A 24787-nucleotide genomic window follows, 5' to 3' on the forward strand; every position below is an offset into this window, starting at 1 on the left:
TTGTAAACCTAGAGCTGAATCGGCGGTCCCGCGAGCATCGAGTTGATGAAGCCGGCATCGACATGGATGTCCTGCCCCGTGATCCAGCCCGCCTCGGGCGACCCCAGGAACGCGATGATCGGCGCGATGTCGTCGACGCATGCGTGCCTGCCAACGGTGGCGCGACATGCGTCGAGCACCTCTTTGCCCATGGTGGCCTCGAAATCCGTCAGGATCGGCGTCTCGACCGGCCCCGGGCTCACGGTGTTGATCCGCACCCCGTATTTCGTCCAGGCGGGGCCTGCGAGGCGCTTGCTGTACAGGATCACCGCTTGCTTGGAGGTGCTGTACACCGGGTAGCTCGGGTCCTGTTCGGCCTGCCACTTCTCGACGGCCCCGGCGTCGGTGAGCTCCAGGAGGCCGGACAGTAGTTCCAGGCGCTGCTCCCAGCCGAGCGCGGCCGTCGACGCCACCGCGACAACCGATCCGCCCTCGCGCAGCAGCGGCAGCATGCCCTCGGTCATCAGCCGCATGCCGAGGTAGTTCACCGTGAGCACGTCGGCGGCAGGCGCCGTTCCGGGGATGCCCGCGACGTGGGCGAGCATGTCCCAGCCCGAACCGATCTGACCGAGCAGCGCGTCGATGTCGGCCGCGTCGCGCAGATCGCACCGCATGTACTCGGCAGCCGGAGTGTGGTGCTCGCGAACGTCGACGGCAAGCACGTGGTCGCCGCGGTCATGAAACAGTCTCGCGACCGCTGCCCCGATACCTGATCCCGCGCCGACCACCACGATCCTGCGTGTCATATGACCCAACCTTCCCAACGCACCGACCAGCCTGCGTATCATCGAACGGCCGACAGTAAGGTCGACAGTAAACAATTCTGGTTCGCCAGACAATGACCGTGGGACGGGCGAATGAGCACAACGCAGGAGCGGGTCGACGGCGCTATTGGGCTGCGCGCGATGCTCGAACGTCAGCGTGCCGCGTTCCTGGCCGATGGCCCGCCCACCGCGGCGGTGCGGCGCAATCGCATCGACCGGCTGCTCGCACTGGTGCTCGAAAACGCCGACGATTTCGTCGACGCGATGCAGGCCGATTTCGGCACCAGACCCGCGACGGGAACGCTGTTCACCGAGGTGCTCGGCATGGTTTCGGTCATCGAGCACACCAGATCACAAGTGCCGCAATGGATGCGCGCGACAAAACTGATGCGCGCAGCGCGGCTGGTCGGCCTCAAGGCGGAGGTGCAGCCCTCGCCGCTGGGTGTGGTCGGGATCATCGGCCCGTGGAATTTCCCGCTGCAGCTGGTCGTGCTGCCCGCATCGGCGGCCTTCGCCGCCGGCAATCGGGTCACGATCAAGATGTCGGAAATAACCCCCCGCACAGCGGAACTGATGAAAACGACGGCACCGAAGTATTTCGACGCGACCGAGCTCGACATCGTCACCGGGGGCACCGAGGTTTCGGCGGCGTTCGCGAGCCTGCCGTTCGATCATCTGTTCTTCACCGGTTCACCGTCGGTCGGTTCACTGGTTCAGCAGGCCGCCGCGCGGAATCTCGTTCCGGTCACCCTCGAGTTGGGCGGGAAGAATCCGGTGGTGGTTTCGCCCGATGCGGACCTCAAGCGATCGGCAAGGCGCATAGCCGCGGCGCGAATGATCAACGGGGGACAGGTGTGTATCTGCCCGGACTATGTTTTCGTGCCTGCCGATCGCATCGGCGCATTCGTCGACATCGCCCGTGAGACGCTGCGTGGCATGTTCCCGTCGATCGTGCCCAACGACGACTACTGCTCGTCGGTGAACGACGCCAACTTCGATCGCGTCGTCGGGTTGATCGAGGACGCCAAGGCCAACGGCGCCACCGTCGAAACCATCGCTCCCTCAGCCGAATCGCTGCCCGACCGCGCCACCCGCAAGATCGCACCAACGATCGTTCGGGACGTCGACGAGACCATGAGGATCGCCAACGAAGAGGTGTTCGGGCCCGTCCTCGACGTTCGACCGTACGAGAATCTGACCGATGTCATCGAGCACATCAACCAGCGGCCCTCGCCGTTGGTGGCGTACTGGTACGGCCCGGACGACGACGACTTCCGACGCTTTGTCCGGCATACCCGCAGTGGCGGCGTTGCGCGCAACGACTTTGGCGCGCAGATGATCCCATCGGCCGCGCCGTTCGGTGGCGTAGGCCGCAGCGGGATGGGCGCTTATCACGGCAAGGCCGGTTTCGACGCGTTCAGCCACCATCGGACGGTGGTCGGCACCGACTTGCCGTTCAGTGTCACCGGTGCGGCGGCGCCGCCGTTCACCGGCTCAACGCGCGTAGGCGCGAGGATGGCGCTGTGCATGGCGCGCAGCCGCACTCGCCGACGGCTCAGGCGCCGGCGCTGATCGCTTGCTCGCGGGCCCACCGGTAGTCGGCCTTTCCGGCGGGGCTGCGTTCGATCACCGGCCGGAACACGATCGCCTTCGGCAGCTTGTAGCGCGCGATCGAGCCGGCGGCGTGGTCGATCAGTTCCTGCTCGTCGACGGTGGCGCCCTCGGCGAGTGCCACGATCGCAACGACTTCTTGGCCCCACTTCTCACTGGGCCGGCCCGACACCACGACGTCGGCCACCGCGGGATGAGACGCGACCGCGGTCTCGACCTCCTCGACGAAGATCTTCTCGCCACCGGAGTTGATGCACACCGAGTCACGACCGAGCAACTCGATCGTGCCGTCCGCCAGATGACGGGCGCGGTCGCCGGGCACCGAGTACCGCACGCCGTTGATGACCGGGAAGGTCGCGGCCGTCTTCGACTCATCTCCCTTGTAGCCCAACGGCACATAGCCCCGCTGCGCGAGCCAACCGATGCCGTCATGACCCGGCTCGAGGATCGCGCCGAGGTCTTCGGCCGCGACGAATGTGTCGGGTCCCGCGTTGAACGTGCCTGTTGCCACGGCGCCAGGGGCCGACATATGCGTCATCTGCGCGCCGGTCTCCGACGACCCGACACCGTCGACGACGATCAGGCCGGGCTTGACGTCGATGAGGCGTTGCTTGGCCGTCGGCGTCAGCAACGCGCCGCCGTTGGCCACCACCGCCAACGACGAGAGATCGGCACCACCGCGTTCGATGGCCGCAGCGAGTGGTCGCGCCATGGCGTCGCCGACGACGGTGACCGCCATGATCTTCTCGCGCTCTATGGTGTTGACGACTTCGTCGGCGTCGAAGCGGTCGGTGACCGTGGAGAAGACCACCGACTGGCCGGTCGTCATCGCGGTCATCACGGCCCATTGCGCCGCGCCGTGCATCAACGGCGGCAGGATCATGAGCCTCGATTCCGGCGCGTCCGCAACGCGTTTCGCGATGTCGTCGTAGGACCTGGCAAGCTCCCCGGTGTAGAGGCTGCGGCCGCCGAACGAGGTCATGAAGATGTCGTGCTGGCGCCACAGCACGCCCTTCGGCATGCCCGTCGTGCCGCCGGTGTAGAGCACGTACAAGTCGTCGGGCGACGGCTCGTCGGGCGGCAGTACCGGAATGCCCGAGCCGACGATGGACTCGTAGTCCACCGCGCCGTGCACGAGATCGTTGCCCGATCCGTCGGCGATCTGGATGAGCACCCGCAGTTTGGGCAGTTGCCGAAGCACGTCGTTGACCCGCGGCGCGAACGTCGCGTGATAGATGAGCGCGGTCGCGCCGGAGTCGGCGAGCAGGTAATGCAGTTCGTTCTTGACGTACCGGTAATTCACGTTGAACGGCGCCACCCGAGCGCGCCACGCGCCCAGCATCGCCTCGACGTACTCGGGTCCGTTGTATGCGTAGATGCCGAGGAGGTCCTGACCGACTTCGTGACCGCGCAGCGTCGACCGGTCGGTCTTACACCCCAGTCCGCGGGAATGCAGGTAGGCCGCGAGCCGGTTGGATCGCTCGACGACCTGCGCGTACGTGTAGCGGCGCTGGCCTTGGATGAGGAATTCCCTGTCGCCGATCACAGCCGCGACGGTGTCTGCGGCGGCAGGGACGGTGAATTGTGTTTCGGAGTCGGACATCGTGCCTCTCAGGGCTGGTGGGGCAGCAGCTTGATCATCAGGCCCTTGGCCTCGGATAGTACGTTGCCGTCCGTGTCGGTCATTTCCGCCCTCACAAACATCTTGCGGCCCTCGACCGAGTCGACCCAAGCTCGCGACAGCAACGGCTCGTCAGTGGGCGTGATCTTGCGGTAGTCGACATGCAGGTAAGCGGTCCGGCTGTCAGGTCGACCTGCTGCTGAGACGACCATGCCGAAATGCCAGTCGTAGAACAGTGGGATCACCCCGCCGTGCACCGCGCCGTTGCCTCCGACATGGAAGCGGGTGAAGTGCCCGCGCATGGTCACCTCGTCGGGGCCTGACTGCACCACCTGCCACGGCGGCATCAGCGGATGTCCGTTTCCCGGAAGGTCCCTGGTACGTCCGCCCGGCGCTACGCCGGCTGGTGCCTTGTGCTTCTCCAGACGGGCACAGACGTCCTCGACGAGCGCGGCCGTTTCGTTCCACACTGTGGCGTCGGGGCTCGTGGACACGACGATGTCCTGCAGCCGCCGCATCGCCGCCATGAATCGGGCCAGCTCCGGCGTTGCGTCAACCGGTGTGACCCTTGCGAATTCGCGGATATCGTCCTCGGTGTCGGTCATTTCCATGCCTCGATGAGGTCGTCGGTGGTGGTGATGGTGGCAAGCAGCGACAGCGTGTTGTCGATGATCGAGGCGGCGTACTCGGTCGGGATGCCCGCGACCGCATCGCGCGGCACCACAACGCGGTAGGCCCGGTTCACGGCATCCATGACGAGGTTGGTGATCGCCACGTTCACCGAGACGCCGACGGCAACGATCGTCGAGACCCCGAGGTTGCGCAGTGTGATGTCGAGGTCGGTGCCGCCCATCGGCCCGATGCCGTGCGATCGGTGCAGCACCACATCCGTTGGGGCAGGGCCTAATTCGGGGAGCAGGGCCGCGCCGGGACTACCCGGTGCGATGTCGACACCGCTGCCGACCGCGAAGATCTTCGCGTTGTGATTGCCGCCAAGGCCGTCGGGCCGCCGCTGCACCAGACAGTGCACGATCTTCACTCCCGCTTCGCGGGCCGCAGGAAGAAGGCGTTCGATGTTGGGCAAAGCCTCGCGACGCGCCTCGTTCGCGAGCACCGCCAGCCCTGCGTTGGGGCCGACGACGGCACCCTGGCACTCCTGGGTGACGATCGCGGTGTGGCCGGGCGCCGCGACCTCCGCGAGGTCGGGTTTCACCCGGACACGACCGCGGCGGTCGGGGGGACTTGATAGAACTGCGTCGCCCATTTGCGCAGTGCCATATAGGGTTTCGCGTCTACCTTCGACAGTGCCGGTCGCTCGATGTATTCCTGATAGCGCCAGATGTTGAGGTCATCCCACACGGTGCCCATGAACTGGCGCTGGACCTGCTCGCGCACGCTGTCGGGTGGCACGTCGGAGGTGTCGCCGGGCAGTCGCGGCCACCAGATGGAATAGAACATGTCCGAGTATCCGTCCTCGACAGGCGTGCAGGCGAAGATCAGCCGGTGGTTCGACGATCCCTCGAACGCGCTGATCGCAAACCCGAGGCCGGAGAAGTGGCTGTGGATGTACAGCGCCATCTTGTTCGGATCGTCACTGCGCGTGTCGGGCCAGCCGGTCAGAAACCGCCACTCCTCGTCGACGGCCTCCCAGTTCAGGCACACCGGCGTGACAGTGGCTCCGTGCACGTAGTGAAAGTGCGCGCTGTCCGGTCCGTTCTCCGCGACGATCTGCGGATGCACGGGCTCGCGCACGGCTCGACTCGAAAACTCGGGATACGGGCGGTAATACGCTTCGGGGTCGGTGGGAAACTGTGGGAACTTTCCGAACAGGTCGGGCATCTCCCAGTGTGGTTCGTTGCCCTCGGGTTGGTGCCAGGCGAACACGCAACCGTATTGTTCGCGCACCGGGAAGACGCGTAGCCGCAGCGATTTGTTAGGTCGATCCGGCTGGTAGGGGATGTACTGATTGGTGCCGTCGGGTCCCCATCGCCAGCCGTGAAATGGACACTCGACGCAGTCGCCGACGACCTTGCCGCCGTGACCGATGTGGGCACCGAGGTGGCGGCAGTGGGCCGTCATCACATGTAACGCACCGGACTCGTCGCGATAAGCGACGAGGTCCTCGCCGAAGTATCGAAGCGGACGTACCTCGCCGACGGCGAACTCAGCCGACCAGCCGATCATGAACCAGCCGGTGACCTTCCAGGTGAAGGGGACCTTCACGGTGACGCCTCCAGGGTCGCAGATACTAAATCGATTACAGTATAGATTTCCGCAAACAGCAACATCGGGCGGCCGAGGCGCTGGTAACCGCCCGAAACGGCTGTCGTTCAGCGCCTTTCAAGAGACACTTGATTTTCCCAAAACCTACGCTAGCGTAGGTTACGCAGCCGTAGGTATCAGACAAGCCGGGAGAGTCTTGATGACATCAACCCAAGAGGCATTGCTCACTGAGCTGGAACCCGTGGTGGAGGCCAACCTGAACCGACACCTCGAGAAGGCGAAGCCGTGGAATCCGCACGACTACGTGCCGTGGAGTCGTGGTCGCGACTTCGCGTTGCTGGGCGGCCAAGACTGGACACCGGAGGACTCCCAGCTCGACGAGGTGTCCAAAGCCGCCATGATCGTGAACCTTCTCACCGAGGACAACCTGCCCTCCTACCACCGCGAAATCGCGACGCGTTTCGGGCGCGATGGCGCCTGGGGTCAGTGGGTCGGTCAGTGGACGGCTGAAGAGGGTCGGCACAGCATTGCGCTACGCGACTATCTTCTCGTCACCCGAGGCGTCGATCCCGTGGAGCTCGAGCACGGTCGCATGGTGCACACGGCGGCCGGCTACGACTCCGGCGACAAATCGCCAATAGAGGCCCTGGCCTATGTGTCCTTTCAGGAACTGGCGACGCGGATCAGCCACCGCAACACCGGCCGGGCATCCGGATGTCCGATCGCGGAACAACTCCTCACCCGGATAGCGACCGACGAGAACCTGCACATGGTCTTCTATCGCAACCTGGTGAGCGCTGCGCTCGATATCGCACCGAACGCGACGATGCGGGCGATCGCTCGCGAAGTGATCAACTTCCAGATGCCGGGAAGCACCATGCCAGGGTTCGCAGAGAATGCTCTGAAGATCGCCAAGGCCGGCATCTATGACCTGCGTTCGCATTTGGACGACGTCGTGCGTCCGGTCTTGCGGTTCTGGGGCGTGTTCGAGCGTGAGGATTTCGACGGTGAAGGCGCGCGCGCTCGCGACGAACTGGCGGCGTTTCTCGACCTGGTGGAGGAAAAGGCCTCGTACTACGACCAGCGTCGCGAAGAACGGATGGCAGGCGCAGGCGCACCGTCCGGACGCTGACGCGTCAGCCGCGGGCAACCACGGCTTCGCCGAAGGCCTTGATGAAGTCGACGGCAGCCTGCGGACTCGACCCGTCGGCCTGTACGACGGCGGAGGTGGCTCCGTAGGCGCCCAACTCGTCGAGCACGTCGCAGGCACGTTGCAGTGATGCGGGGTCGTCGATCTCGATGTGGGGGCACACCACCTGCACGTCGATCGACATTGGGTCCCGCCCCGATTCGGCCATCCCGTCCCGGAGTTGGTCGACCATGGCACCGAACTGCGTGGCGTTCTCGATGGCCGCGGTGCGGATCGTCGTGGCCATTCCGGCCGGCGCGATGATCGGCATCCACCCGGTCCCGTAGTCGATGACCCGGCGCAGCGCCGCCTTGCCGTTGCCGCCGATCCAGATGGGCGGATGCGGACGTTGCGCGGGCCGTTGCAGCCAGACCGGGCCGGGCGTGTTGAAAGCTGTCCCGTTGACCGGCGCGTCGGGGTCGACCCAGATCGACCACAAGGCGCCGAGGGCCTCGTCGAACAGCTGTGCGCGACGGTCGAAGTCGACGCCGACCGCACAGAATTCAGACCGCAGATAGCCGGCGCCGACACCGGCGATCAACCGGCCACCGGAGATCAGGTCCAGGCTGCCCAGCGCTTTCGCCGATAGATAGGGATTGCGGAACGGCAGCACGTACAGGTTGGTCATCAGCTTGATGCGGGCGGTCACGCCCGCCATGAAACTCAGCGCGGCGATCGGATCGAGCGTGTTGTGGCCGCCGTTGCGTCGCCACTTGACCGAGGGCGCCGGGTGTTCGGACAGCGCCACCGCAGAAAAGCCGGAGATCTCGGCTTGTCGGGCGAGCTGTCGAATGACGTCGGGCTCCAGGAATTCCTCGGATGCGGTTGGCAACTCGCTCGGATACTCCAGCGTGTACTTCATCGGTCCCCCGGAAAATCGCACCAGAACCCGGACTCATACTGTAAGAGTTACAGTAACATGTCGTGTTGAGCCGGGGCCGAGGAGGAGCAATGACGACCACGTCGACACGCTTCGAAGCGATCGTCATCGGCGCGGGCTTCTCAGGTCTATATGCGCTGCACCGTCTGCGCGAACTCGGCGTCCGCACCCGTGTGCTGGAGATGGCCGAAAACGTCGGCGGGACTTGGCTGTTCAACCGGTATCCGGGTGCGCGCTGCGACATCGAGAGCATCGAGTACTCCTACAGCTTCTCCGAGGAGATTCAGCAGGAGTGGGTGTGGACCGAGACGATGCCTGGCCAGCCCGAGATCGAGGCGTACCTCAACTTCGTCGCCGACCGGCTCGATCTGCGCCGGGACATCTCGTTCAACACCGAAGTCGTCGCGATGACCTTCGATGAAGACGCCGGTGAGTGGTTAGTCGAGACATGGGCGGGGGAGTCCTTCGTCGCTCCCTTTGTGGTCGCAGCGTCCGGCATCCTCTCGGTGCCGCTCGAACCGCAGATCGCGGGCATGGATACCTTCGCCGGCCAGTCGCTGTACACCAGCTGCTGGCCGAGGGAGGGCGTTGATCTCGCCGACGAGCGCGTCGGGGTCATCGGCACCGGTTCCACCGGCGTGCAATTGATTCCAGTCGTGGCACGGCAAGCCGCGCACTTGACGGTGTTTCAGCGTTCGCCTGCCTACACACTGCCGTGGCAGGTGCGGCCACTCGAGCCCGGTGAGCTCGACGAGATGAAGTCCCGCTACGACGAGATTCGCGCGGCGCAGCGCCAACACCCGGTCGGGGCCGCGCGACTGAGCGCCTTCTCGGTGATGCTCGAGATGATCCAGCGGCCGCCGCTGAAGTCGGCCACCCGCGAGGAACAGCTGCGGGCCATCGACGAGCACGGGGTGATCGGCGCGCTCAGTTGGGGTGATGTGTTCTTCGACATCGAGGCCAACCACATGGCGGCGAAGCTGTACGGCGAAGCGGTCGCGCGGATCGTCAAGGATCCCTCGACTGCCGCTGCGCTGACGCCAAGCCACCCGTTCGGATGCAAGCGCCCGATCATCGACCAGGGCTACTACGAAACGTTCAACCGCGACAACGTGACCCTTGTCGACCTGCGCACGGGCCCGATCCGTAGCGTCATGCCGACGGGTATCGACACCGAGCAAGGCTTCCACGAGCTCGATGTCATCGTCTACGCGACCGGATTCGACGCGATGACGGGCGCGCTGACGCGGATGGACATCCGCGGTCGCAACGGCATCTCGCTGCGGGAGTTCTGGGCAAGCGAGGGCCCGCTGTCCTATCTCGGGCTGGCGATCGCGGGATTCCCCAACCTGTTCATCATCCAGGCGCCTGGAAGTCCTTCTGCAGCGACCAATTTCGTCGCCGCGCTGGAGCAGCACGTGGAATGGATCGGCGATTGCATCGCATACCTGCGCGGACACGACTACCAGACCATCGAGGCGCTGCCCGACGCCCAGCGGGAGTGGATCGAACACACCACCTCGTTGGTGGCGCCCACTGTGCTCGTCCACCCGAGCTGCAATTCCTGGTACAACGGTGGCAACGTGCCCGGCAAGAAGCGGATGTATATGGGCTACACGGCGGGAATTCCGGAATATCGTCGCAGGTGTGACGAGATCGCGGCGGCCGGATACAGCGGCTTCAAGCTCGGTTAGCCGATGAAGACTTCAGAGCGCGTTTGGCGGATCGGAACCGATGTCGCGGGAGTGGTGCCGCGCGCGCACGCGGCGCTGAGGTCTGACGGTTGGAATCCGCTGTCATCGAATGGTCTTCGCCTGCTGGCTGAAGTAGTGATGGACGAGGCGGCGTTGACGGGCATGACCCTGACGGCGCCGCCGCCGAAGCTGGAGCGCTCGGAGCAGGCATGCGCCGCCGCGGCCGGCGAGCTGTCGGAACTGGGAATCGGTGCTCACGCCGACCCGGAACCGTTGCGCGTGAGGGACATTCGGAGCCGGCGGTTCGGGCGCACAGTGTATGAGCGGCTGACCTTCGAACACGACCCGAAGCTGCCGGGCACGCTGACGGACTTCGGCGGGTCCGCCACCGCCGCGGTGCACCTGTGTCGGCGCGGCGACGACCGGCGGCCCTGGTTGGTGTGGGTGCACGGTGCGGGTCAGGGGCAGCCGCTGGATCTGCTGTTCTCGCGGGCGCGGCGCATCCAGAACGAACTCGGCTTCAACGTCGCGCTACCCGTTCAGCCCGGCCACGGGGTTCGACGCCAAGCATGGCCGGCATATCCCAACATGGATCCGTTGGCCAACATCGCGGGGATGATGCGCGCGGTGTCGGAGGTCCGAACCGTCGTGCGTTGGCTGCGACCGCAGTCCACCGCGATCGCGATATCGGGTGTGTCCATGGGCAGTCCGGTCGCGGCGCTGGTGTCGCACCTGGAGGCGGTGGATGCCGTTGCGGTCTACACACCGATCTTCGGGCTCAACGCGATGATCGCGCAGCACCTCGGGCGGTGGGGGCCGTCGGTCGTCGACGTCAGCGATCTGTTGCGATCATCGACTGTGGCACAGCTGGCGGCACCGGTCGATCTGCTGGCCACGGAACCGACACCACCACCCGAGCGCCGCCTCATCGTCGGTGCCTGGCACGACCGAATGGCGTTGCGGGAACCCGCAATTGCCCTCCACGCACGGTGGGGCGGCGAACTGTACTGGCACGACGGCGGTCACGCGGGGCACTTGCTGTCACGACGCGTGCAGGCGGCGTCGGAGCGGTTCCTGGCCGGGCTCAGTGCGGAAGGCGCCCGCCGATCGTCCGGGTGACCTGCTCGGCGTATCCGACAAGGAGATCGATCCATGCCTCGCACTGGGACTGCGGCATGCGCACGGTCGGGCCGCTGATGGTGATCGCGCCGAGGATGTCGCCTGCGGCATCGAAGACCGGTGCGGAGAGCCCCGAAGCGGAGTCTTCGCGTTCGCCGGCTGTGATCGCGTAGCCGTCGGCCTTGGCCTGTGCGATGAGCCTGCGTAACTCGTCGGCACTGGTGACCGTCCCGCCCGCCATCGGCTCGAGCGGCGCAGCGAGGATCTTGTCCGCGAGGTCTGGGCTCCAGGCCAGCAGCACGCGCGACGCAGAGCCGACATGTAAGGGAATGACCTTGCCCACGTACATGTCTCGACGCAAAGCGTGGTGAGTCTCTGCGACCGCGACGGCGACCCTGAAGTTCTGTTCGATCTTGAAGAAGCACGCCGTCTCACCGGTCTTGTCGCGGATCTCCTTGAGTACCGGGTTGACAATCGCCAACACGTCGAGGTCCTTCAGCGCGGTGGCGGCCCAGTAGGACATCCGCACGCCGATCCTGATGCGATCACCCGTCCTGTCCAGCAGGCCTTGGGCGACCATGTTGCTCACGAGGCGCTGCACGGTTGACGTGGGCAGTCCGGTCGCCTGCTGGATCTCGCCGAGCGACATGTCCGGGTGGGTCAGCGAGAAGGCGTCGAGGATCTCGGTGATCTTGCCGAGCACCAGTAGCGGTTGCTGCTTGGCCACGTCTTCGGTTGCCATGACGAGAATCTACCCGCGGTCGATGACCCACTCGAAAGCCTTGGCCTTGGCCCGCGCGCCCTGAGCCGTCCGCGAGCGGTTCGGCTCGCCAAGCTCGGCCAGCATTTTGTCGGTGAGGTCCACCATCGAAGCGAGCGTGGCCGGAGTGAACCAGTCCGGGCGGGTCGCGAACAACAGGTCCTCGGTCGAGGTGTTGCCGCTGGCGCCGGGGGCGAAGGGGCAGCCGCCGAGACCGCCGAGGGATCCGTCGACCATCGAGGCGCCAGCGTCGATCGCAGCAAGCGTGTTCGCGACTCCGAGGCCCCACGTATCGTGACCGTGAAACACGATGCGCCGCTCGGGGGTTCGCGCCTTGACACCGGTGATCAGGTCGGTCACCTGGGTGGGAATCGCCTGCCCGATGGTGTCACAGACGACGATGTCCTCGGCTCCGTAGGTGCGCGGATCGGCGGCAATGCCGATCACCCGTTCGGGGTCGGTGAGGCCCTCGAACGGGCACGTGAAAGCCGTCGCGATGCACAGCTGGATGGCACCACCGGCGTCCTGCGCGATCCGAACCGCGTCGGGCATCGCGGCGACGCTGTCCTCGGTGGTGCGCCCGATGTTGGCTTTGTTGTGCGAGTCCGACGCCGAGAAGCAGTACTGGAAGTTCCGCGCGCCCGCTGCCGCCGCCTTCTCGACATGTCGTGGCGTCGCCACCCAGATCCAACAGCGGTCCAACTCGCCGGGTTCGAGAGCCGTGATCACGTCGAGCGTATCGGCAAGCGGCGGAACGAGATCCGGGCGGGCCATCGAACCGATCTCGAGTGCCGAAACGCCGAGCGCCAACAGTTCGCGGATGATCTCGACCTTGCGCTCGGTGGGCAGCATCTTGGCGGTGAGCTGCAGGCCGTCGCGCAGCGTGACATCACGCACTTCGGCGCGGGGGGTGTAGGGGCGGGGTGTCATGTCAGTGCTCCTATCTCGTCGTCGCTGAGGCCGAGCACCGACGAAAGCACTTCGCGGGTGTGCTCGCCGAGATCGGGGCCGACGTTGCGGATGGGCAGCGATTCCCCGCCGATCACCGGCACGATGCCGGGAAAGCCGACCGTCTTGGGCTGCGCTGCACCGGTGTCAACGTCGAAGTGCTGGATCATGTTTCGTGCCTCGTACTGCTCGTCGGCGCAGATGTCGGCGGCGGTGTAGATGGGGCCGGACGGTACGCCGGCCTCGTCGAGCAATTTGAGCGCCTCATCGCGGCCGCGTTGGCTGGTCCATTGCCCGATCGCTTCGTCGAGTTCGTCGCGCCGACGCCAGCGGCCTGCGTTGGTCTGCAGTTCCGGATCCTCGGCGAGGTCTGGCCTGCCGATTGTGTGCATGTAGCGCTGAAAGATCGCATCGCCGTTGCCTGCGACGATGATGCTGGCGCCGTCCGCGCAGGGATAGGCGTTGCTGGGAGCGATGCCCTCCATCCGGCCTCCTGCGCGTTCCCGGGTGACCCCGTAGGCGAGGTAGTCGGGCACGAGCGACTCCATCACAGACAACACCGACTCGTTCAGCGCCACGTCGATAACACGCTGGGGTAGAGGCACTTTGACGCGTTCGCGCTGAAAGAGGGCCATCACCGTTCCGAAGGCGGCGTAAATGCCGGCAATCGAGTCGCCGATCGACACGCCGGTACGCACCGGCGGCCGGTCCGGATCGCCGACAAGTTCACGCAGGCCGCCGAACGCCTCCGCAACAGCGGCGAAACCGGGTCGCTGGGACATCGGGCCAGTCTGGCCGAATGCCGAGATGCGGGTGATCACCAGATCCGGGTTCACCCGGTCGAGTTCGTCGGGCCCGAGTCCCCACTTCTCGAGTGTGCCTGGGCGGAAGTTCTCAAGCAGCACGTCGCAATGGGAGACCAAGTCGAGGACGGTCTGCCTGCCGCGGTCGGTCTTGAGGTCGAGCACGACGGACTTCTTGTTGCGGTTGATGGTGCGGTAGAGCATCGAGGTGCCTCCGGAGTACAACCGCCAGTTGCGCAGCTCGTCGCCGGTGACCGGCCGCTCCACCTTGATGACCTCGGCGCCGAAGTCGGCCAGCATCCTGCCCGCAGTCGGCGCGGCGATGTAGTTGCCGAGCTCGAGCACTCGTACCCCGGCCAGTGGGCGAATGTCATTGGTGTTCAACGGTGTTCCTGCCCCTCAGAACAGGGCGCTCATCGGCAGGATGAGCAGGATGGCCACGACCGATGCGACCGATACCCCGACAGTGACGGTCTTGAGCGCACCGCGGGTCGACTGGCCCAACAGCGACTGCAGCAACCAGAACGTATTGCTGGTGACGTGTACGGCGAACAGCGAACCCGCGCCGGCGGCCAGGGCGATCAGTACCGGGTCGAGTCCGATGATCGGCGCGACGGGTGCCAGGATGCCTGCCGACGTGATCGCGGAGATTGTCACGGAGCCGACAGCGACGTGCAGTGCGGCGGCGATCGCCCATACGACGAGCAGCGGTGCTGCCGTGCTGGCGGTGAAGTACTCACCGAGGATGTCGCCGAGGCCGGCGGCCTTGATGGTTGCGGCAAGTGAGCCGCCAACGCCGGTCAGGATCAGGATCTGACCGCTCTCCTTGAAGCCGGTGGCGATCGCGCGCTGGATGGGCTCCGCGCCTAATGCGTGACGGCCGACGAAACTCGTGCCGATCAGACCGATCAGCAATGCGATGACGGGGGAGGAGACGAACTTGACGACCGGGTTATGGATGTCGGCGGCGTCGAGAATGGCACCCGTCGCGATGAGCACCAGTGCGGTCAGCATGGGTGCGAATAGCACAATCAGCGGCGTCTGAGTACGGGTGACCGTCGCCGTCTTGGTGGCGACGCCGCCACCCGAGTCCGGTGTGGTTGCCCCGCTTGCGGATTCGTCGTCCGAATCGATCGGTTCCGCATCCGCGCCGAGGAACTCCTGCTCGTCGCGCTCCGGGTTCCACCAGCCGTGGTTGAACAGGAACGACATGATCGCCACCGAGATCGCGACAGTTGGGATGACGAGAAGGACACCGAACAACAGGTACTTGCCGAGTGGCACGCCGAGCAGGCCGGCCAGCGCAAGTGCGCCGACGCCAGGCACGGTCAGGACGATTCCGCATTCCAGGCCGATGGCCATTGCTGTGGCCATGCGCGGGGTGCCGTTCTTGCCGATCTTCTTGGCCAGACTGCGGCCCAGTGGTGCTGAAATGACAAGCAGCACATCGAGAAAGATCGACTGAAGCAGCGTGGCGATCGTCAGAGACATCGCATAAGGCATGCGTTTTGGCCCGAACAGTTTCAGCAGTGTCTGAACGAGTCGCTGAATGGCACGTGTCTGCTGCAGTATTGCGCCCATCAACACGCCGAACGCGATCAGCAAGCCGACCTCGGCCATGATGTCGCCGAACCCCTTCATGATCGCGTCGATCGTCTTCTCAACGCCAAGGCCAGCCGCAAGGCCGAGGTAGGCGGACCCCACCACCAACGAAACGACCGGGTTGAACTTGAACCGCACGATCATCACGACCACCGCGATGATCGCGACCGCGGTATTGAGGACGATTGCGGTATGTGACATGGATACGGCCCCTTCAGAGGTGTGACCTACAGCGCATTCATATTATGAGCATGAACCCACGATATAAGCAAGACATCGAGCAGCAGGGAGCCCGAGCTGCGGTTTTATGAGGTAAGGGTGCGCTAGGTGGCGTTGCCGTAGGTGTCCACGATGCGCTCCCGGACCTTCGTCAGCTCGCGCCCGAGGTCGCACCGGTCGGGCAGCGCGGTCCACCAGAATGCGATGCCGAACACCGACGTGCTGATGTCACTGACGGCGCGGGCGATATCGACACCTGAACGAATCGAACCGTCGTGGATGCCCTTGTGCAGGCCCTTCTCGACTTTCGAAGCGCCGCTTTGCAGTTGATCCCGCACACGCTGACGCAAGGGCGAGGTGGTCTTCACCGCCTCGAAGGTCGCGACGAACATCGCAAGCAGCAAACCCTGGTCCTCGGTGTAGATCTCTTCGATGCGGTCGAAGTGCGCAAGTACCTGATCCATGCCGCTGGCCCTGGGGTCTGGCTCGGGATTGAGTCGCTTTACGTATTCGTGAAGGAAGGCTTCCAGGATGGCATCCTTGCTGCCGAACCTCGCGTGCACCATGGCCCGGCTGTAGCCCGCCCGACGTCCGATCTCCGCGGCAGTCGTTGCCTCCCAGCCCTTTTCGACTATCAGTTCCGCGGCAGCCTGGAGCATCCGCCGGTTCGAGGTCTCAACGCGCTCCGGCTGCGTCAACCTGCGGGCAGGAGAAGGCACTCTTGCATATTAGACGCTCGACAACTAACTTAGTTGTTCTGCGTCAAATTTCTTTGCGAGGGGGTCGATGGTGACTTCGGGGATGGCGTGGCCGTCGACTATCGATGACGTCACCGCGCAGTGGTTGACCGTCGCGCTCGACAGCGGAACGGTGACCGACGTTCGGGCCGAAAGGATCGCCGAGGACACCGGGTTTTCGTCGTTGTTGTACCGGCTGCACCTCGAAGGCGATGGCGTGCCGTCGACTGTGATCGTCAAGCTGCCCGCTCTGTCGGAGGCGCGGGGTGCCATGGAGTTGCTGGGCGGCTACCAGCGTGAGTTGTCGTTCTACCGGCATGTGGCCGGGAGTGCGCCGATACAAACACCGCATGTCTACGCGGCGCACATGGTCGACGGCTCCGCGGAATTCGTGTTGGTGCTCGAGGATCTGTGCGACTGGGAAAACGCCGATCACCTCGCCGGGCTGTCGCTCGATCGCGTGAGGGTGTGCATCGAGCAACTCGCGGGCTTGCACGCTTGGTCGAGTGATAGCAGGAATGCCGCTGTGCTGGAAGCATTTCCGAGCATCGATACCGCGATCGTGCGCGACCTGCTGATACCGGCGTTCGGGCCGGGCTGGCAGATTTACCTCGAGCACTCGTCGAAGCCGGTTTCGGCTGCAGTCGAGGGTTTCGCTGAACGGTTCACCGAGGCCGCGGGCCAGGCGTTGGACGCACTGTCCGCACGCTCGATGCTTCTGCACGGTGACATCAGAGCCGACAACATGTTTTTCGAAGGCGATCGACTCAAGGTGGTCGATTTCCAATTCGCCGCCCGCGGCGCAGGAGCCGCCGACATCGCCTACCTGGTGAGCCAGGGACTGCCGACGGAGGTGCGCCGCGGTCACGACGAGGAGCTGGTCTGCGAATACCTCGCGTACCTCAGTGCCGACGGCGTGACCGACTATTCGTTCGACGAGGCGTGGCGCCATTACCGATTCGCCGTGGCCTACCTGATGGTTCTGCCCGTCATCACGCTGAACGGCTGGGACGCCATGCCGGAGCGGTCGCGTGCGCTGTGCCTGAAGCTCACTGAACGCGCGGTGGCAACAATCGAAGACATAGGCGCACTGGAGGTGTTTTCATGACCCGCACCGCACGGGAGGTGGTGGAGCTCTACAACCTCGTCGTCTGGAACAAGAAGGATTTTGCGCTCGCCGACGAGCTGATCGGTGACACGATAATCCGGCATGAAGTTGGCGAGGCACACACCTTGACCCATGACCAAGCGGTGAATCGCATCGTCGACATGTGGGAAGTATCGGAGGAACTCCGCTTCGACCTGAACCTCGTAGTCGCCGGCGACGACGGAGAACACGTGGCGATCGTCTATGAATCGCCGATACGGCTGAAAGACGGCACCGAGACCACCGTCGGCAGCATGGAGATCTTTCGTGTGGTCGACGGCAGGATCACCGAAGTGTGGAATTGCGGCTACAAGCAAGGGGTTTGGCAGTGACGCGAGTACTCGATGAGCTTGGCTACTACCTGCTGGCCGGAGCCGGCGGTGAAGGTCCGGCCACGCTGATGGCCGAGGCCCGGCGGGGCGAAGAACTCGGTTTCGGCACCGCCTTCATCTCCGAGCGGTGGAACGTCAAGGAGGCATCGTCACTCGTCGGCGCCGCATGCGCGGTGACCGACCGGATGCAGATCGCCACGGCGGCAACCAATCACAACACGCGCCATCCACTGATCACCGGTTCGTGGGCCACGACGATGCACCGCTTGTCCGGCGGGCGGTTCACGCTCGGCATCGGTCGTGGTGTGGCGGCCATGTATGCGGCGTTCGGAATATCGGCGGTGACCACCGCGCAGATGGAGGACTTCGCGCAGGTCATGCGTCGGCTGTGGCACGGCGAGCTGATCTTCAACCACGACGGACCCATCGGTAAGTACCCGGTGCTGTTTCTGGATCCGGACTTCAACGAAGACATCCGGTTGGCGTTGGTCGCGTTCGGACCACAGACGTTGGCACTCGGTGGCCGGGCCTTTGACGATGTCATCCTGCACACCTACTTCACACCGGAGACGCTGCAGCGGTGCGTGAAGACGGTGAAGGACGCCGCGGAGCAGGCCGGCCGCGATCCGGCCAGTGTCCGCGTGTGGTCGTGCTTCGCAACAGTCGGTGATCACCTGCCCGAGGAGCTGCGACTGAAGAAGACCGTCGCGCGACTGGCGACGTATCTGCAGGGCTACGGCGATCTCATGGTGGCGACGAATGGCTGGGATCCTGCTGTGCTGCAACGCTTTCGGGAGGATACGGTCGTCACGTCGATACCTGGCGGCATCGATCACAAGGCCACGCCCGAGCAGATCGAACACATCGCGACCTTGATCCCCGACGAATGGCTGGAGCCGTCGGCGACCGGATCGGCGCGGCAGTGCGTCGACCGGATCCGCAAGGAGTTCGACTACGGCGCCGACACGCTGATCATGCACGGCGCCACGCCCGACGAACTCGAGCCGATCGTCGACGCGTACCGCGCGTTGTGATTTGGGCGCGCAAACCGTCGCTGAGCGTGGATCAGCGCGCCGAAATCGCAAACTCAGGGTGTGATCACCGTGCGGGACACCGGTTCCGCTGCCGCCTGCCTGGCGTAGATGCCCCGCTGCAGCGCCGACAGCAGCGCGTTGCGCGTTTCCTCGGGATGGATGAGGTCGTCGAATCCGAGGTGGCCGGCCGAGCGGAACGACGCCTCGACCTCTGCCTTGCGAAGCTTGGCCTCGACATCTTCGGCGGCGTGAGACGCGCGACTGAGTGCGGCAGCGCTCATCGCGCCCATCGTGGCGCCCGGGTAGGCAAATGTCGCGCTCTGATTGTCGAACCCCAACAGCGACATCACCATTGACCCGAACCCGTAGGCCTTTCGCAGTGTCACATGCAGTTTGAGCGTTGTCGCGGCGGTCTGCGCGGCGAACATCCTTGCGCCACTGCGTAACACCCCGCTCTTCTCGGACCGGCTGCCGGGCAGCATTCCGGGATTGTCGGCGAGGAACACGATCGGCAGGTGGAACGAGTCGGCAACGGTGATGAAATGTGCTGCCTTGTCGGCGGCGTCGGCGTCGATCGAACCGGCAATCACCTGCGGCTGGTTGGCTACCACCGCGACGGGATGGCCGCCGAGATGGGCGAGCGCGCAGATGATCGCGGGCCCGAACTTCGGTTGCACCTCGAACCAGCCCCGCGCGTCGAATACCACGTCGAGCACCGCGCGCATGTCGTAGACCCGGCGGTTGCCCCGCGGGACGATGTCGAGCAGTTCGGGGGTCGAACGTGGTTCGGCGGCTTCGTCTTCGGGCAGCGACGGCGGATACGACCACGCGCTGGGCGGGAAGTACGACAGGTACCGGCGGATGTCGTCGAGCACCGCCTCGTCGTCCTCGGCCAGGTTGTGGATTACTCCACTGGCCAGCGCCACGCTCGGGCCGCCCAGCTCTTCCTTCGAAATGTCCTCGCCCGTTGACTCTTTCACCACTGGCGGCCCGGCGGTGAAGATGGCGCCCTGCCTGCTCATGATCGTGAAGTCGCAGACCGGTGCCACCAGCGCGCCGTGGCCAGCCGAAGGGCCGAGCAGTCCGCCGATCATCGGTACCTTGCCGGAACACTGTGCCTGCGCCAGCAGGTCGGTCGGGGTGCGGCCGTAATGCTCACCGCTAGGCCGGAACCCCGCGCCCTCGAGCAGCATCACGAGCGGGATCCGGTCGCGCAGCGCGAGTTCGGCGAGCCGGTAGCGTTTGGCGTTGCCGCCCGGACCGATGCTGCCCGCCAGGGTGGTGAAGTCCTCCGCGCCGACCATCACCGGCGAGCCGTTGATCAGCCCGGAGCCGGCAACAATCCCGTCGGCTGCGATGTCCCCGCCGACGAGCGTGCCGAACTCACGGAACGAACCCTTGTCGAGAAGATGCTCGAGACGGGCGCGGGCGTCGAGCTTGCCCTTGCCGTGGTGCTTGTCGAGGCGTTCCGGGCCGCCCATCGCGTGGGCGTGTCGACGTCGGCGGGACAGCTCGTCGAGCGTGTCCGTCCAGTCTTCGGACTTGGTCATGCCGCAGCTCCTGTCGTCAGAAGGCGATCGTCGCACCGGTATGTTCACGTTGACCATACTGAATTGCTTACTGTAGCGTCTGCGAGTATGGGTAGCGACGGCGGCCTGAAGGTCGACGCAGCCGTGGCCAGCGGGCTCACCAACGTCGCACAGGCAGCGACCAAGCTCGAGCGGCGAGGCTACGACTGCTGCTGGACCGCCGAGATCAATCACGACCCGTTCCTGCCTCTGGTGCTGGCCGCGGAGCACACCACTCGCATCGAATTGGGCACCAGCATCGCCGTGGCGTTCGCCCGCAACCCGATGACGGTTGCCAATGTCGGGTGGGATCTACAGGAGTATTCGGGCGGCCGATTCATACTCGGCCTGGGCTCGCAGGTGCAGGCCCACATCGAGAAGCGGTTCAGCATGCCGTGGAGTCAGCCCGTCCGGCGGATGCGTGAGTTCGTGATGGCGTTGCATGAGATCTGGTCGTGTTGGCGCGAGGGCACAAAGCTGCGCTTCGAGGGCGATTTCTACACCCACAAACTGATGACGCCGATGTTCACCCCCGAGCCGCAACCGCATTCCTCCCCGAAGGTGTTCGTCGCCGCGGTCGGCGAGGCGATGACGGAGATGTGCGGCGAGGTCGCCGACGGTCTGCTTGCTCATGCGTTCACCACCAAGCGGTATTTCGAAGAGGTGACCACCCCGGCGTTGCTGCGCGGCATGCAGCGGTCTGGCCGCCAGCGCAAGGACTTTCAGCTGTCGGCCCCGATCTTCGTGGTGACGGGGGAGACCGACGACGAGTTGGCGGCGGCCGGCGTCGGCACCCGCAAGCAGATCGCCTTCTACGGCTCCACCCCGGCGTACCGAAAGGTGCTCGAGTTACACGGCTGGGGCGATCTGCACTCCGAACTGCACCGGCTGAGCCTGCAGGGCGAGTGGGACATCATGGGCACGCTGATCGATGACGAGATCCTCGAGGCGTTCGCGGTCGTCGCCCCCATCGACACGGTGGCCAGCAAGATCCGCGACCGCTGCGCCGGGGTGATTGATCGTGTGCTGGTCGGTTTCCCGTCCTCGGTTGGCGAGGACACCGTCATCGCCGTGCTGGAGGAGTTGCGCGGCCAACCCGTGAGGAGTCGCCCGTGACCGCGCCGACGATGGATGAGGCCGCCAAGGTTTTCGTTGATCCGTTGGCATACACCGACGAGGCCAAACTCCATGCGGCACTGACCCATTTGCGGACCCGTAACCCGGTGGCGTGGGTGGACATGCCCAACTACAAACCGTTCTGGGCCATCACCAAACACGCCGACATCATGGCGATCGAACGAAACAACACACTGTTCACCAACTCGCCGCGACCGGTGCTGATGACGGCCGAGGCCGACGAACAACAGGCGGCGATCGGAATCAGCACGCTGATTCACATGGATGACCCGCAGCACCGTGTGGTTCGGGCCATCGGCGGCGACTGGTTCCGCCCGAAAGCCATGCGGGCGTTGAAGGTTCGTGTCGACGAACTGGCAAAGCGTTTCGTCGACAACATGATGGAGTCGGGCAACGAGTGCGACTTCGTCCAAGAGGTAGCGGTGAACTATCCGCTCTACGTGATCATGTCGCTGCTTGGCTTGCCCGAATCCGACTTTCCGCGCCTGCTCAAGTACACCCAGGAGTTATTCGGAAACGACGACGCCGAATTGCAGCGCGGTGCCTCCAAAGAGGAGCAGATGACCGCGCTGCTCGACATGTTCGGCTACTTCACCGCACTGACCGCCTCGCGCCGGGCCGACCCGACGGAGGATCTGGCGTCGGCCATCGCAAACGCAAAGATCGACGGCGAACCCCTTTCGGATATCGATACGGTGTCGTACTACGTCATCATCGCCACCGCGGGCCATGACACCACCAGTGCCGTGATCTCCGGCGGCCTGCAGGCCTTGATCGAACACCCCGATCAGCTTGCCCGCCTTCGCGATAACCCGACGCTGATGCCGCTTGCCACCGAGGAGATGATCCGGTGGGTCACTCCCGTCAAGGAGTTCATGCGCACGGCCCGCGAGAACACCACCGTACGCGGTGTGCCGATCAAGGCCGGCGAATCCGTACTGCTGTCGTACGCCTCGTCAAATCGGGACGAGGAAGTATTCGACGACCCGTTCCAGTTCGACGTGGGCCGTGACCCGAACCGGCACAACGCGTTCGGCTACGGCGTGCACTTCTGTCTGGGAGCCGCGCTGGCCCGCATGGAGGTCAACAGCTTCTTCTCCGAACTGGTCCCTCGACTGAAGTCGATCGAGTTGACGGGCGATCCAAGCCACATCGCCACGATCTTCGTGGGCGGCCTCAAGCACCTGCCGATTCGTTACTCGCTCAGGTGAATTAGACGGCCGCCCCGAAGATTTCGAGGCGGCCGTCGTCAGATCAGACCGGGAGCGGGATCCAGATCCCGAAGAACCAAAAGCCCCATTGGTTGTAGCCCGGATCCCAGATCGGCTGCTCCTGGAAGCCCCAGTAGTTGATCGGCGGTGGCGGCGGCCCCCACGGATCCGGCAGCGGACCGTCCCATGCAGGCGGCGGCGGCGCGCCCCAGCCCCATGGCGGCAGATCGCCACCCCATGGCGCACCGTGGAATCGGCCGCGCCAGTCGTTGTCGCCGGGATTCCACGGTGGTCGCCAATCGTGGTTGTCGGGCGTGTGGAAGTCGGGGCCGCCTGGGTTGTGGAAGTCGCCAGGCGGGGGACCACCCGGACCGCCGCGGTCGTGGAAGTCGCCAGGCGGGGGACCACCCGGACCGCGGAAGTCACCCGGCGGCGGCCCATCGGGCCCGCGCTGCTCGGGCGGCGGGCCACCCGGTCCTCGTTGCGCCGGCGGCCCGCCCGGACCACCCGGGCCACACTGCACCCCGGGCGCCGGGTTGCATTGAGGCGGTGCGGCGCTGGCAACGCCTGACCCGAGACTGAATCCTGTCATGCCAAGAGCGCAGCTGATCGCCGCTCCGGCGACCACTTGTTTGAGCTTCATAACCTGGCCTTTCGCGCGTCGGTTGACGCCCCAACCCAAAGGCGAGGTTAGGTAGGCACCCTAAGAGCCAGCTATGCGGTCAGTAGCAATCTGCTGGGCGGCAACTCAGCCCGAAGCGTTGCTCCTGTCCAGCTGCGCCTGCAACGTGTTGGCGCCGAGGCTCGAATCCTTCTTGCCATGCGACCGCGGCTGGATGGAGACATCGTGGCCCTCGGCGGCCTTGCGCAGCGCGCCGATGGTGGCCTGCTCACGGCTGATGTGTGTGAACGGGTCCCAGTGATACCAGCGCATCGCGTTTTCGAAGGTCATTTTGTTGACCTCGTCGTCGGGCACATTGTTCTTCTCGAGTACCTCGTGCAGTTGCTCGGGGGCACCGGGCCACATGCTGTCGCTGTGTGGGTAGTCGGCTTCCCAGCAGATGTTGTCGATGCCGATGTCGTTACGCAGTGCCACCCCAACATGATCGGAGATGAAGCAGGTCAGGAAGTGCTCACGGAACACCTCTGACGGCTTCTTGCCTTTGAAGTCCTGACCGGTCCAGGTCGAGTGCATCTCATAGGTGCGGTCGGCCCGCTCGAGGAAGTAGGGAATCCAGCCGGTCCCGCCCTCGGAAAGGGCGATCTTGAGATCCGGATATTTCTTGATTGGCTTGGACCACAGCAGATCCGCGGCGGCCTGCACGATGTTCATCGGTTGCAGCGTGATCATCACGTCCATCGGGGCATCCGGCGCGGTGATCGCGAGTTTCCCGGAGGAGCCGATGTGCACGTTCATCACGGTGTCGGTGTCCACCAACGCTTCCCACAGCGGCGTCCAGTAGTCGTCGTGGAAGCTGGGATAGCCCATGGCGGCGGGGTTTTCGGTGAAGGTCAGCGCATGCACGCCGCGCTCGGCGTTGCGGCGCACCTCTTTGGCGCAGGCCTCGGCGTCCCAGATCACCGGCAGGCACATCGGGATGAAACGTGCCGGGTAGGCGGCACACCATTCCTCGACGTGCCAGTCGTTGTATGCCTGCAACAACGCCAGCGAGAACTCCGGGTCCTCGGTGACGAACAGGCGGCCGGCGAAGCCGGGGAACGAGGGGAAGCAGATGGAGCCGAGGATGCCGCCTGCGTTCATGTCCTTGACGCGCTCATCGACGTCGTAACAGCCGGGGCGGATCTCATCGAGGCCCGTTGGCTCCAGTCCGTACTCCTCCTTCGGCCGGCCCGCGACAGCATTGAGCGCCACATTCGGGATCACCACATCGCGGAACTGCCAGGTGTCAGACCCGTCCGGGTTGTGCACCAGTCGGGGCGCCTCGTCCAAGTACTTTTTCGACAGGTGATTGCGGAACATGTCGGGCGGTTCGACGATGTGGTCGTCGACGCTGACAAGGATCATGTCGTCTTTGTTCATGCCCGGTCCCTCCAGAGGATGCCCTTACCGTATGGGCAACAGTTTAGCTATGAGTTGGTCCTGGGTACCAACGTACGGCGTCAGGTCCGATGGCGCGCCGAGATTGGG

General features: G+C 64.9%; 23 protein-coding genes. 9 read left to right on the plus strand and 14 right to left on the minus strand.

Translation table 11 applies throughout. The features are described from left to right. Positions 1 to 8 precede the first annotated feature (8 nt). Positions 9 to 785, minus strand: coding sequence for a coniferyl-alcohol dehydrogenase (locus J3E61_RS19510; RefSeq protein WP_210084643.1), 777 nt, complete (start codon positions 783 to 785; stop codon positions 9 to 11). A gap of 159 nt (positions 786 to 944) precedes the next feature. Here J3E61_RS19510 and J3E61_RS19515 point away from each other — a divergent pair, with 159 nt between their 5' ends. After that, on the plus strand, positions 945 to 2375 hold the full coding sequence (locus tag J3E61_RS19515) for an aldehyde dehydrogenase family protein (protein WP_210085626.1): 1431 nt from the start codon (positions 945 to 947) through the stop codon (positions 2373 to 2375). Here J3E61_RS19515 and J3E61_RS19520 read toward each other — a convergent pair. The 4 genes from J3E61_RS19520 to J3E61_RS19535 are packed head-to-tail and all read right to left on the minus strand — an operon-like array spanning position 2359 to position 6258. Then, positions 2359 to 4017: an acyl-CoA synthetase gene (locus tag J3E61_RS19520; RefSeq protein WP_210084644.1), complete on the minus strand. Its 1659-nt coding sequence runs from the start codon at positions 4015 to 4017 to the stop codon at positions 2359 to 2361. The genes J3E61_RS19515 and J3E61_RS19520 overlap by 17 nt on opposite strands. Positions 4018 to 4025: 8 nt before the next feature. After that, positions 4026 to 4640 (minus strand): PaaI family thioesterase, encoded by a 615-nt coding sequence (locus tag J3E61_RS19525; RefSeq protein WP_210084645.1) that lies wholly within the window; start codon positions 4638 to 4640, stop codon positions 4026 to 4028. Further along, positions 4637 to 5248, minus strand: coding sequence for a cysteine hydrolase (locus J3E61_RS19530; protein ID WP_210084646.1), 612 nt, complete (start codon positions 5246 to 5248; stop codon positions 4637 to 4639). The genes J3E61_RS19525 and J3E61_RS19530 overlap by 4 nt, the downstream gene beginning before the upstream one ends. Beyond that, positions 5245 to 6258 (minus strand): Rieske (2Fe-2S) protein, encoded by a 1014-nt coding sequence (locus J3E61_RS19535; protein ID WP_210084647.1) that lies wholly within the window; start codon positions 6256 to 6258, stop codon positions 5245 to 5247. Before J3E61_RS19535 ends, J3E61_RS19530 begins: the two co-directional genes overlap by 4 nt. Positions 6259 to 6457: 199 nt before the next feature. Here J3E61_RS19535 and J3E61_RS19540 point away from each other — a divergent pair, with 199 nt between their 5' ends. Beyond that, positions 6458 to 7390: an acyl-ACP desaturase gene (locus tag J3E61_RS19540; protein WP_210084648.1), complete on the plus strand. Its 933-nt coding sequence runs from the start codon at positions 6458 to 6460 to the stop codon at positions 7388 to 7390. Between the two features lie 4 nt (positions 7391 to 7394). On the opposite strand, the gene J3E61_RS19545 is transcribed toward J3E61_RS19540, so the two are convergent. Beyond that, a complete protein-coding gene (locus J3E61_RS19545) occupies positions 7395 to 8309 on the minus strand; it encodes a TIGR03619 family F420-dependent LLM class oxidoreductase (RefSeq protein ID WP_210084649.1) in 915 nt (304 codons plus the stop codon). Positions 8310 to 8398: 89 nt separating this feature from the next. Here J3E61_RS19545 and J3E61_RS19550 point away from each other — a divergent pair, with 89 nt between their 5' ends. Both J3E61_RS19550 and J3E61_RS19555 read left to right on the plus strand, forming a co-directional pair. Continuing rightward, a complete protein-coding gene (locus tag J3E61_RS19550; RefSeq protein WP_210084650.1) occupies positions 8399 to 10021 on the plus strand; it encodes an NAD(P)/FAD-dependent oxidoreductase in 1623 nt (540 codons plus the stop codon). Between the two features lie 3 nt (positions 10022 to 10024). Beyond that, positions 10025 to 11140 (plus strand): alpha/beta hydrolase, encoded by a 1116-nt coding sequence (locus J3E61_RS19555; protein ID WP_210084651.1) that lies wholly within the window; start codon positions 10025 to 10027, stop codon positions 11138 to 11140. Here the strand turns inward: J3E61_RS19555 and J3E61_RS19560 are convergent. From J3E61_RS19560 to J3E61_RS19580, 5 genes are all read right to left on the minus strand, one after another. After that, positions 11106 to 11882 carry a helix-turn-helix domain-containing protein gene (locus J3E61_RS19560; protein WP_192721380.1) on the minus strand — a complete coding sequence of 259 codons (777 nt, stop codon included), beginning with the start codon at positions 11880 to 11882 and terminating at the stop codon, positions 11106 to 11108. The genes J3E61_RS19555 and J3E61_RS19560 overlap by 35 nt on opposite strands. Positions 11883 to 11891: 9 nt before the next feature. Continuing rightward, positions 11892 to 12830, minus strand: a complete 939-nt coding sequence (locus J3E61_RS19565) for a hydroxymethylglutaryl-CoA lyase (protein ID WP_210084652.1) — start codon at positions 12828 to 12830, stop codon at positions 11892 to 11894. After that, positions 12827 to 14035: a CoA transferase gene (locus tag J3E61_RS19570; RefSeq protein ID WP_210084653.1), complete on the minus strand. Its 1209-nt coding sequence runs from the start codon at positions 14033 to 14035 to the stop codon at positions 12827 to 12829. The genes J3E61_RS19565 and J3E61_RS19570 overlap by 4 nt, the downstream gene beginning before the upstream one ends. A 15-nt stretch (positions 14036 to 14050) precedes the next feature. After that, positions 14051 to 15454, minus strand: coding sequence for a gluconate permease (locus tag J3E61_RS19575; RefSeq protein ID WP_210084654.1), 1404 nt, complete (start codon positions 15452 to 15454; stop codon positions 14051 to 14053). A gap of 122 nt (positions 15455 to 15576) precedes the next feature. Beyond that, positions 15577 to 16191 carry a TetR/AcrR family transcriptional regulator gene (locus J3E61_RS19580; protein ID WP_210084655.1) on the minus strand — a complete coding sequence of 205 codons (615 nt, stop codon included), beginning with the start codon at positions 16189 to 16191 and terminating at the stop codon, positions 15577 to 15579. A gap of 67 nt (positions 16192 to 16258) precedes the next feature. Here J3E61_RS19580 and J3E61_RS19585 point away from each other — a divergent pair, with 67 nt between their 5' ends. From J3E61_RS19585 to J3E61_RS19595, 3 genes are read left to right on the plus strand one after another with little or no spacing between them, the layout of a single operon-like run. After that, positions 16259 to 17317, plus strand: coding sequence for a phosphotransferase (locus tag J3E61_RS19585; RefSeq protein ID WP_192721375.1), 1059 nt, complete (start codon positions 16259 to 16261; stop codon positions 17315 to 17317). Next, on the plus strand, positions 17314 to 17688 hold the full coding sequence (locus J3E61_RS19590) for a nuclear transport factor 2 family protein (protein WP_192721374.1): 375 nt from the start codon (positions 17314 to 17316) through the stop codon (positions 17686 to 17688). Before J3E61_RS19585 ends, J3E61_RS19590 begins: the two co-directional genes overlap by 4 nt. Next, positions 17652 to 18722, plus strand: a complete 1071-nt coding sequence (locus J3E61_RS19595; RefSeq protein ID WP_210084656.1) for a TIGR03857 family LLM class F420-dependent oxidoreductase — start codon at positions 17652 to 17654, stop codon at positions 18720 to 18722. Before J3E61_RS19590 ends, J3E61_RS19595 begins: the two co-directional genes overlap by 37 nt. 53 nt (positions 18723 to 18775) lie before the next feature. Here the strand turns inward: J3E61_RS19595 and J3E61_RS19600 are convergent, their stop codons facing one another. Next, positions 18776 to 20272: an acetyl-CoA carboxylase carboxyltransferase subunit gene (locus tag J3E61_RS19600; RefSeq protein WP_192721372.1), complete on the minus strand. Its 1497-nt coding sequence runs from the start codon at positions 20270 to 20272 to the stop codon at positions 18776 to 18778. An 87-nt stretch (positions 20273 to 20359) separates the two neighbouring features. On the opposite strand from J3E61_RS19600, the gene J3E61_RS19605 reads away from it, so the two are divergent. Further along, complete coding sequence (locus J3E61_RS19605; RefSeq protein WP_210084657.1) at positions 20360 to 21406, plus strand: LLM class F420-dependent oxidoreductase; 1047 nt, start codon at positions 20360 to 20362, stop codon at positions 21404 to 21406. An 11-nt stretch (positions 21407 to 21417) separates the two neighbouring features. Then, positions 21418 to 22638, plus strand: a complete 1221-nt coding sequence (locus J3E61_RS19610; RefSeq protein ID WP_210085627.1) for a cytochrome P450 — start codon at positions 21418 to 21420, stop codon at positions 22636 to 22638. A 43-nt stretch (positions 22639 to 22681) separates the two neighbouring features. Here J3E61_RS19610 and J3E61_RS19615 read toward each other — a convergent pair whose 3' ends face one another. Together J3E61_RS19615 and J3E61_RS19620 are read right to left on the minus strand one after the other, a co-directional pair. Next, a complete protein-coding gene (locus tag J3E61_RS19615; RefSeq protein ID WP_192721370.1) occupies positions 22682 to 23281 on the minus strand; it encodes a chitin-binding protein in 600 nt (199 codons plus the stop codon). A gap of 105 nt (positions 23282 to 23386) precedes the next feature. Further along, on the minus strand, positions 23387 to 24679 hold the full coding sequence (locus J3E61_RS19620) for an amidohydrolase (RefSeq protein WP_210084658.1): 1293 nt from the start codon (positions 24677 to 24679) through the stop codon (positions 23387 to 23389). Positions 24680 to 24787 lie beyond the last annotated feature (108 nt).

Origin of the sequence: Mycobacterium sp. OAE908, assembly GCF_017872775.1 — a bacterium.
GTDB lineage: Bacteria > Actinomycetota > Actinomycetes > Mycobacteriales > Mycobacteriaceae > Mycobacterium.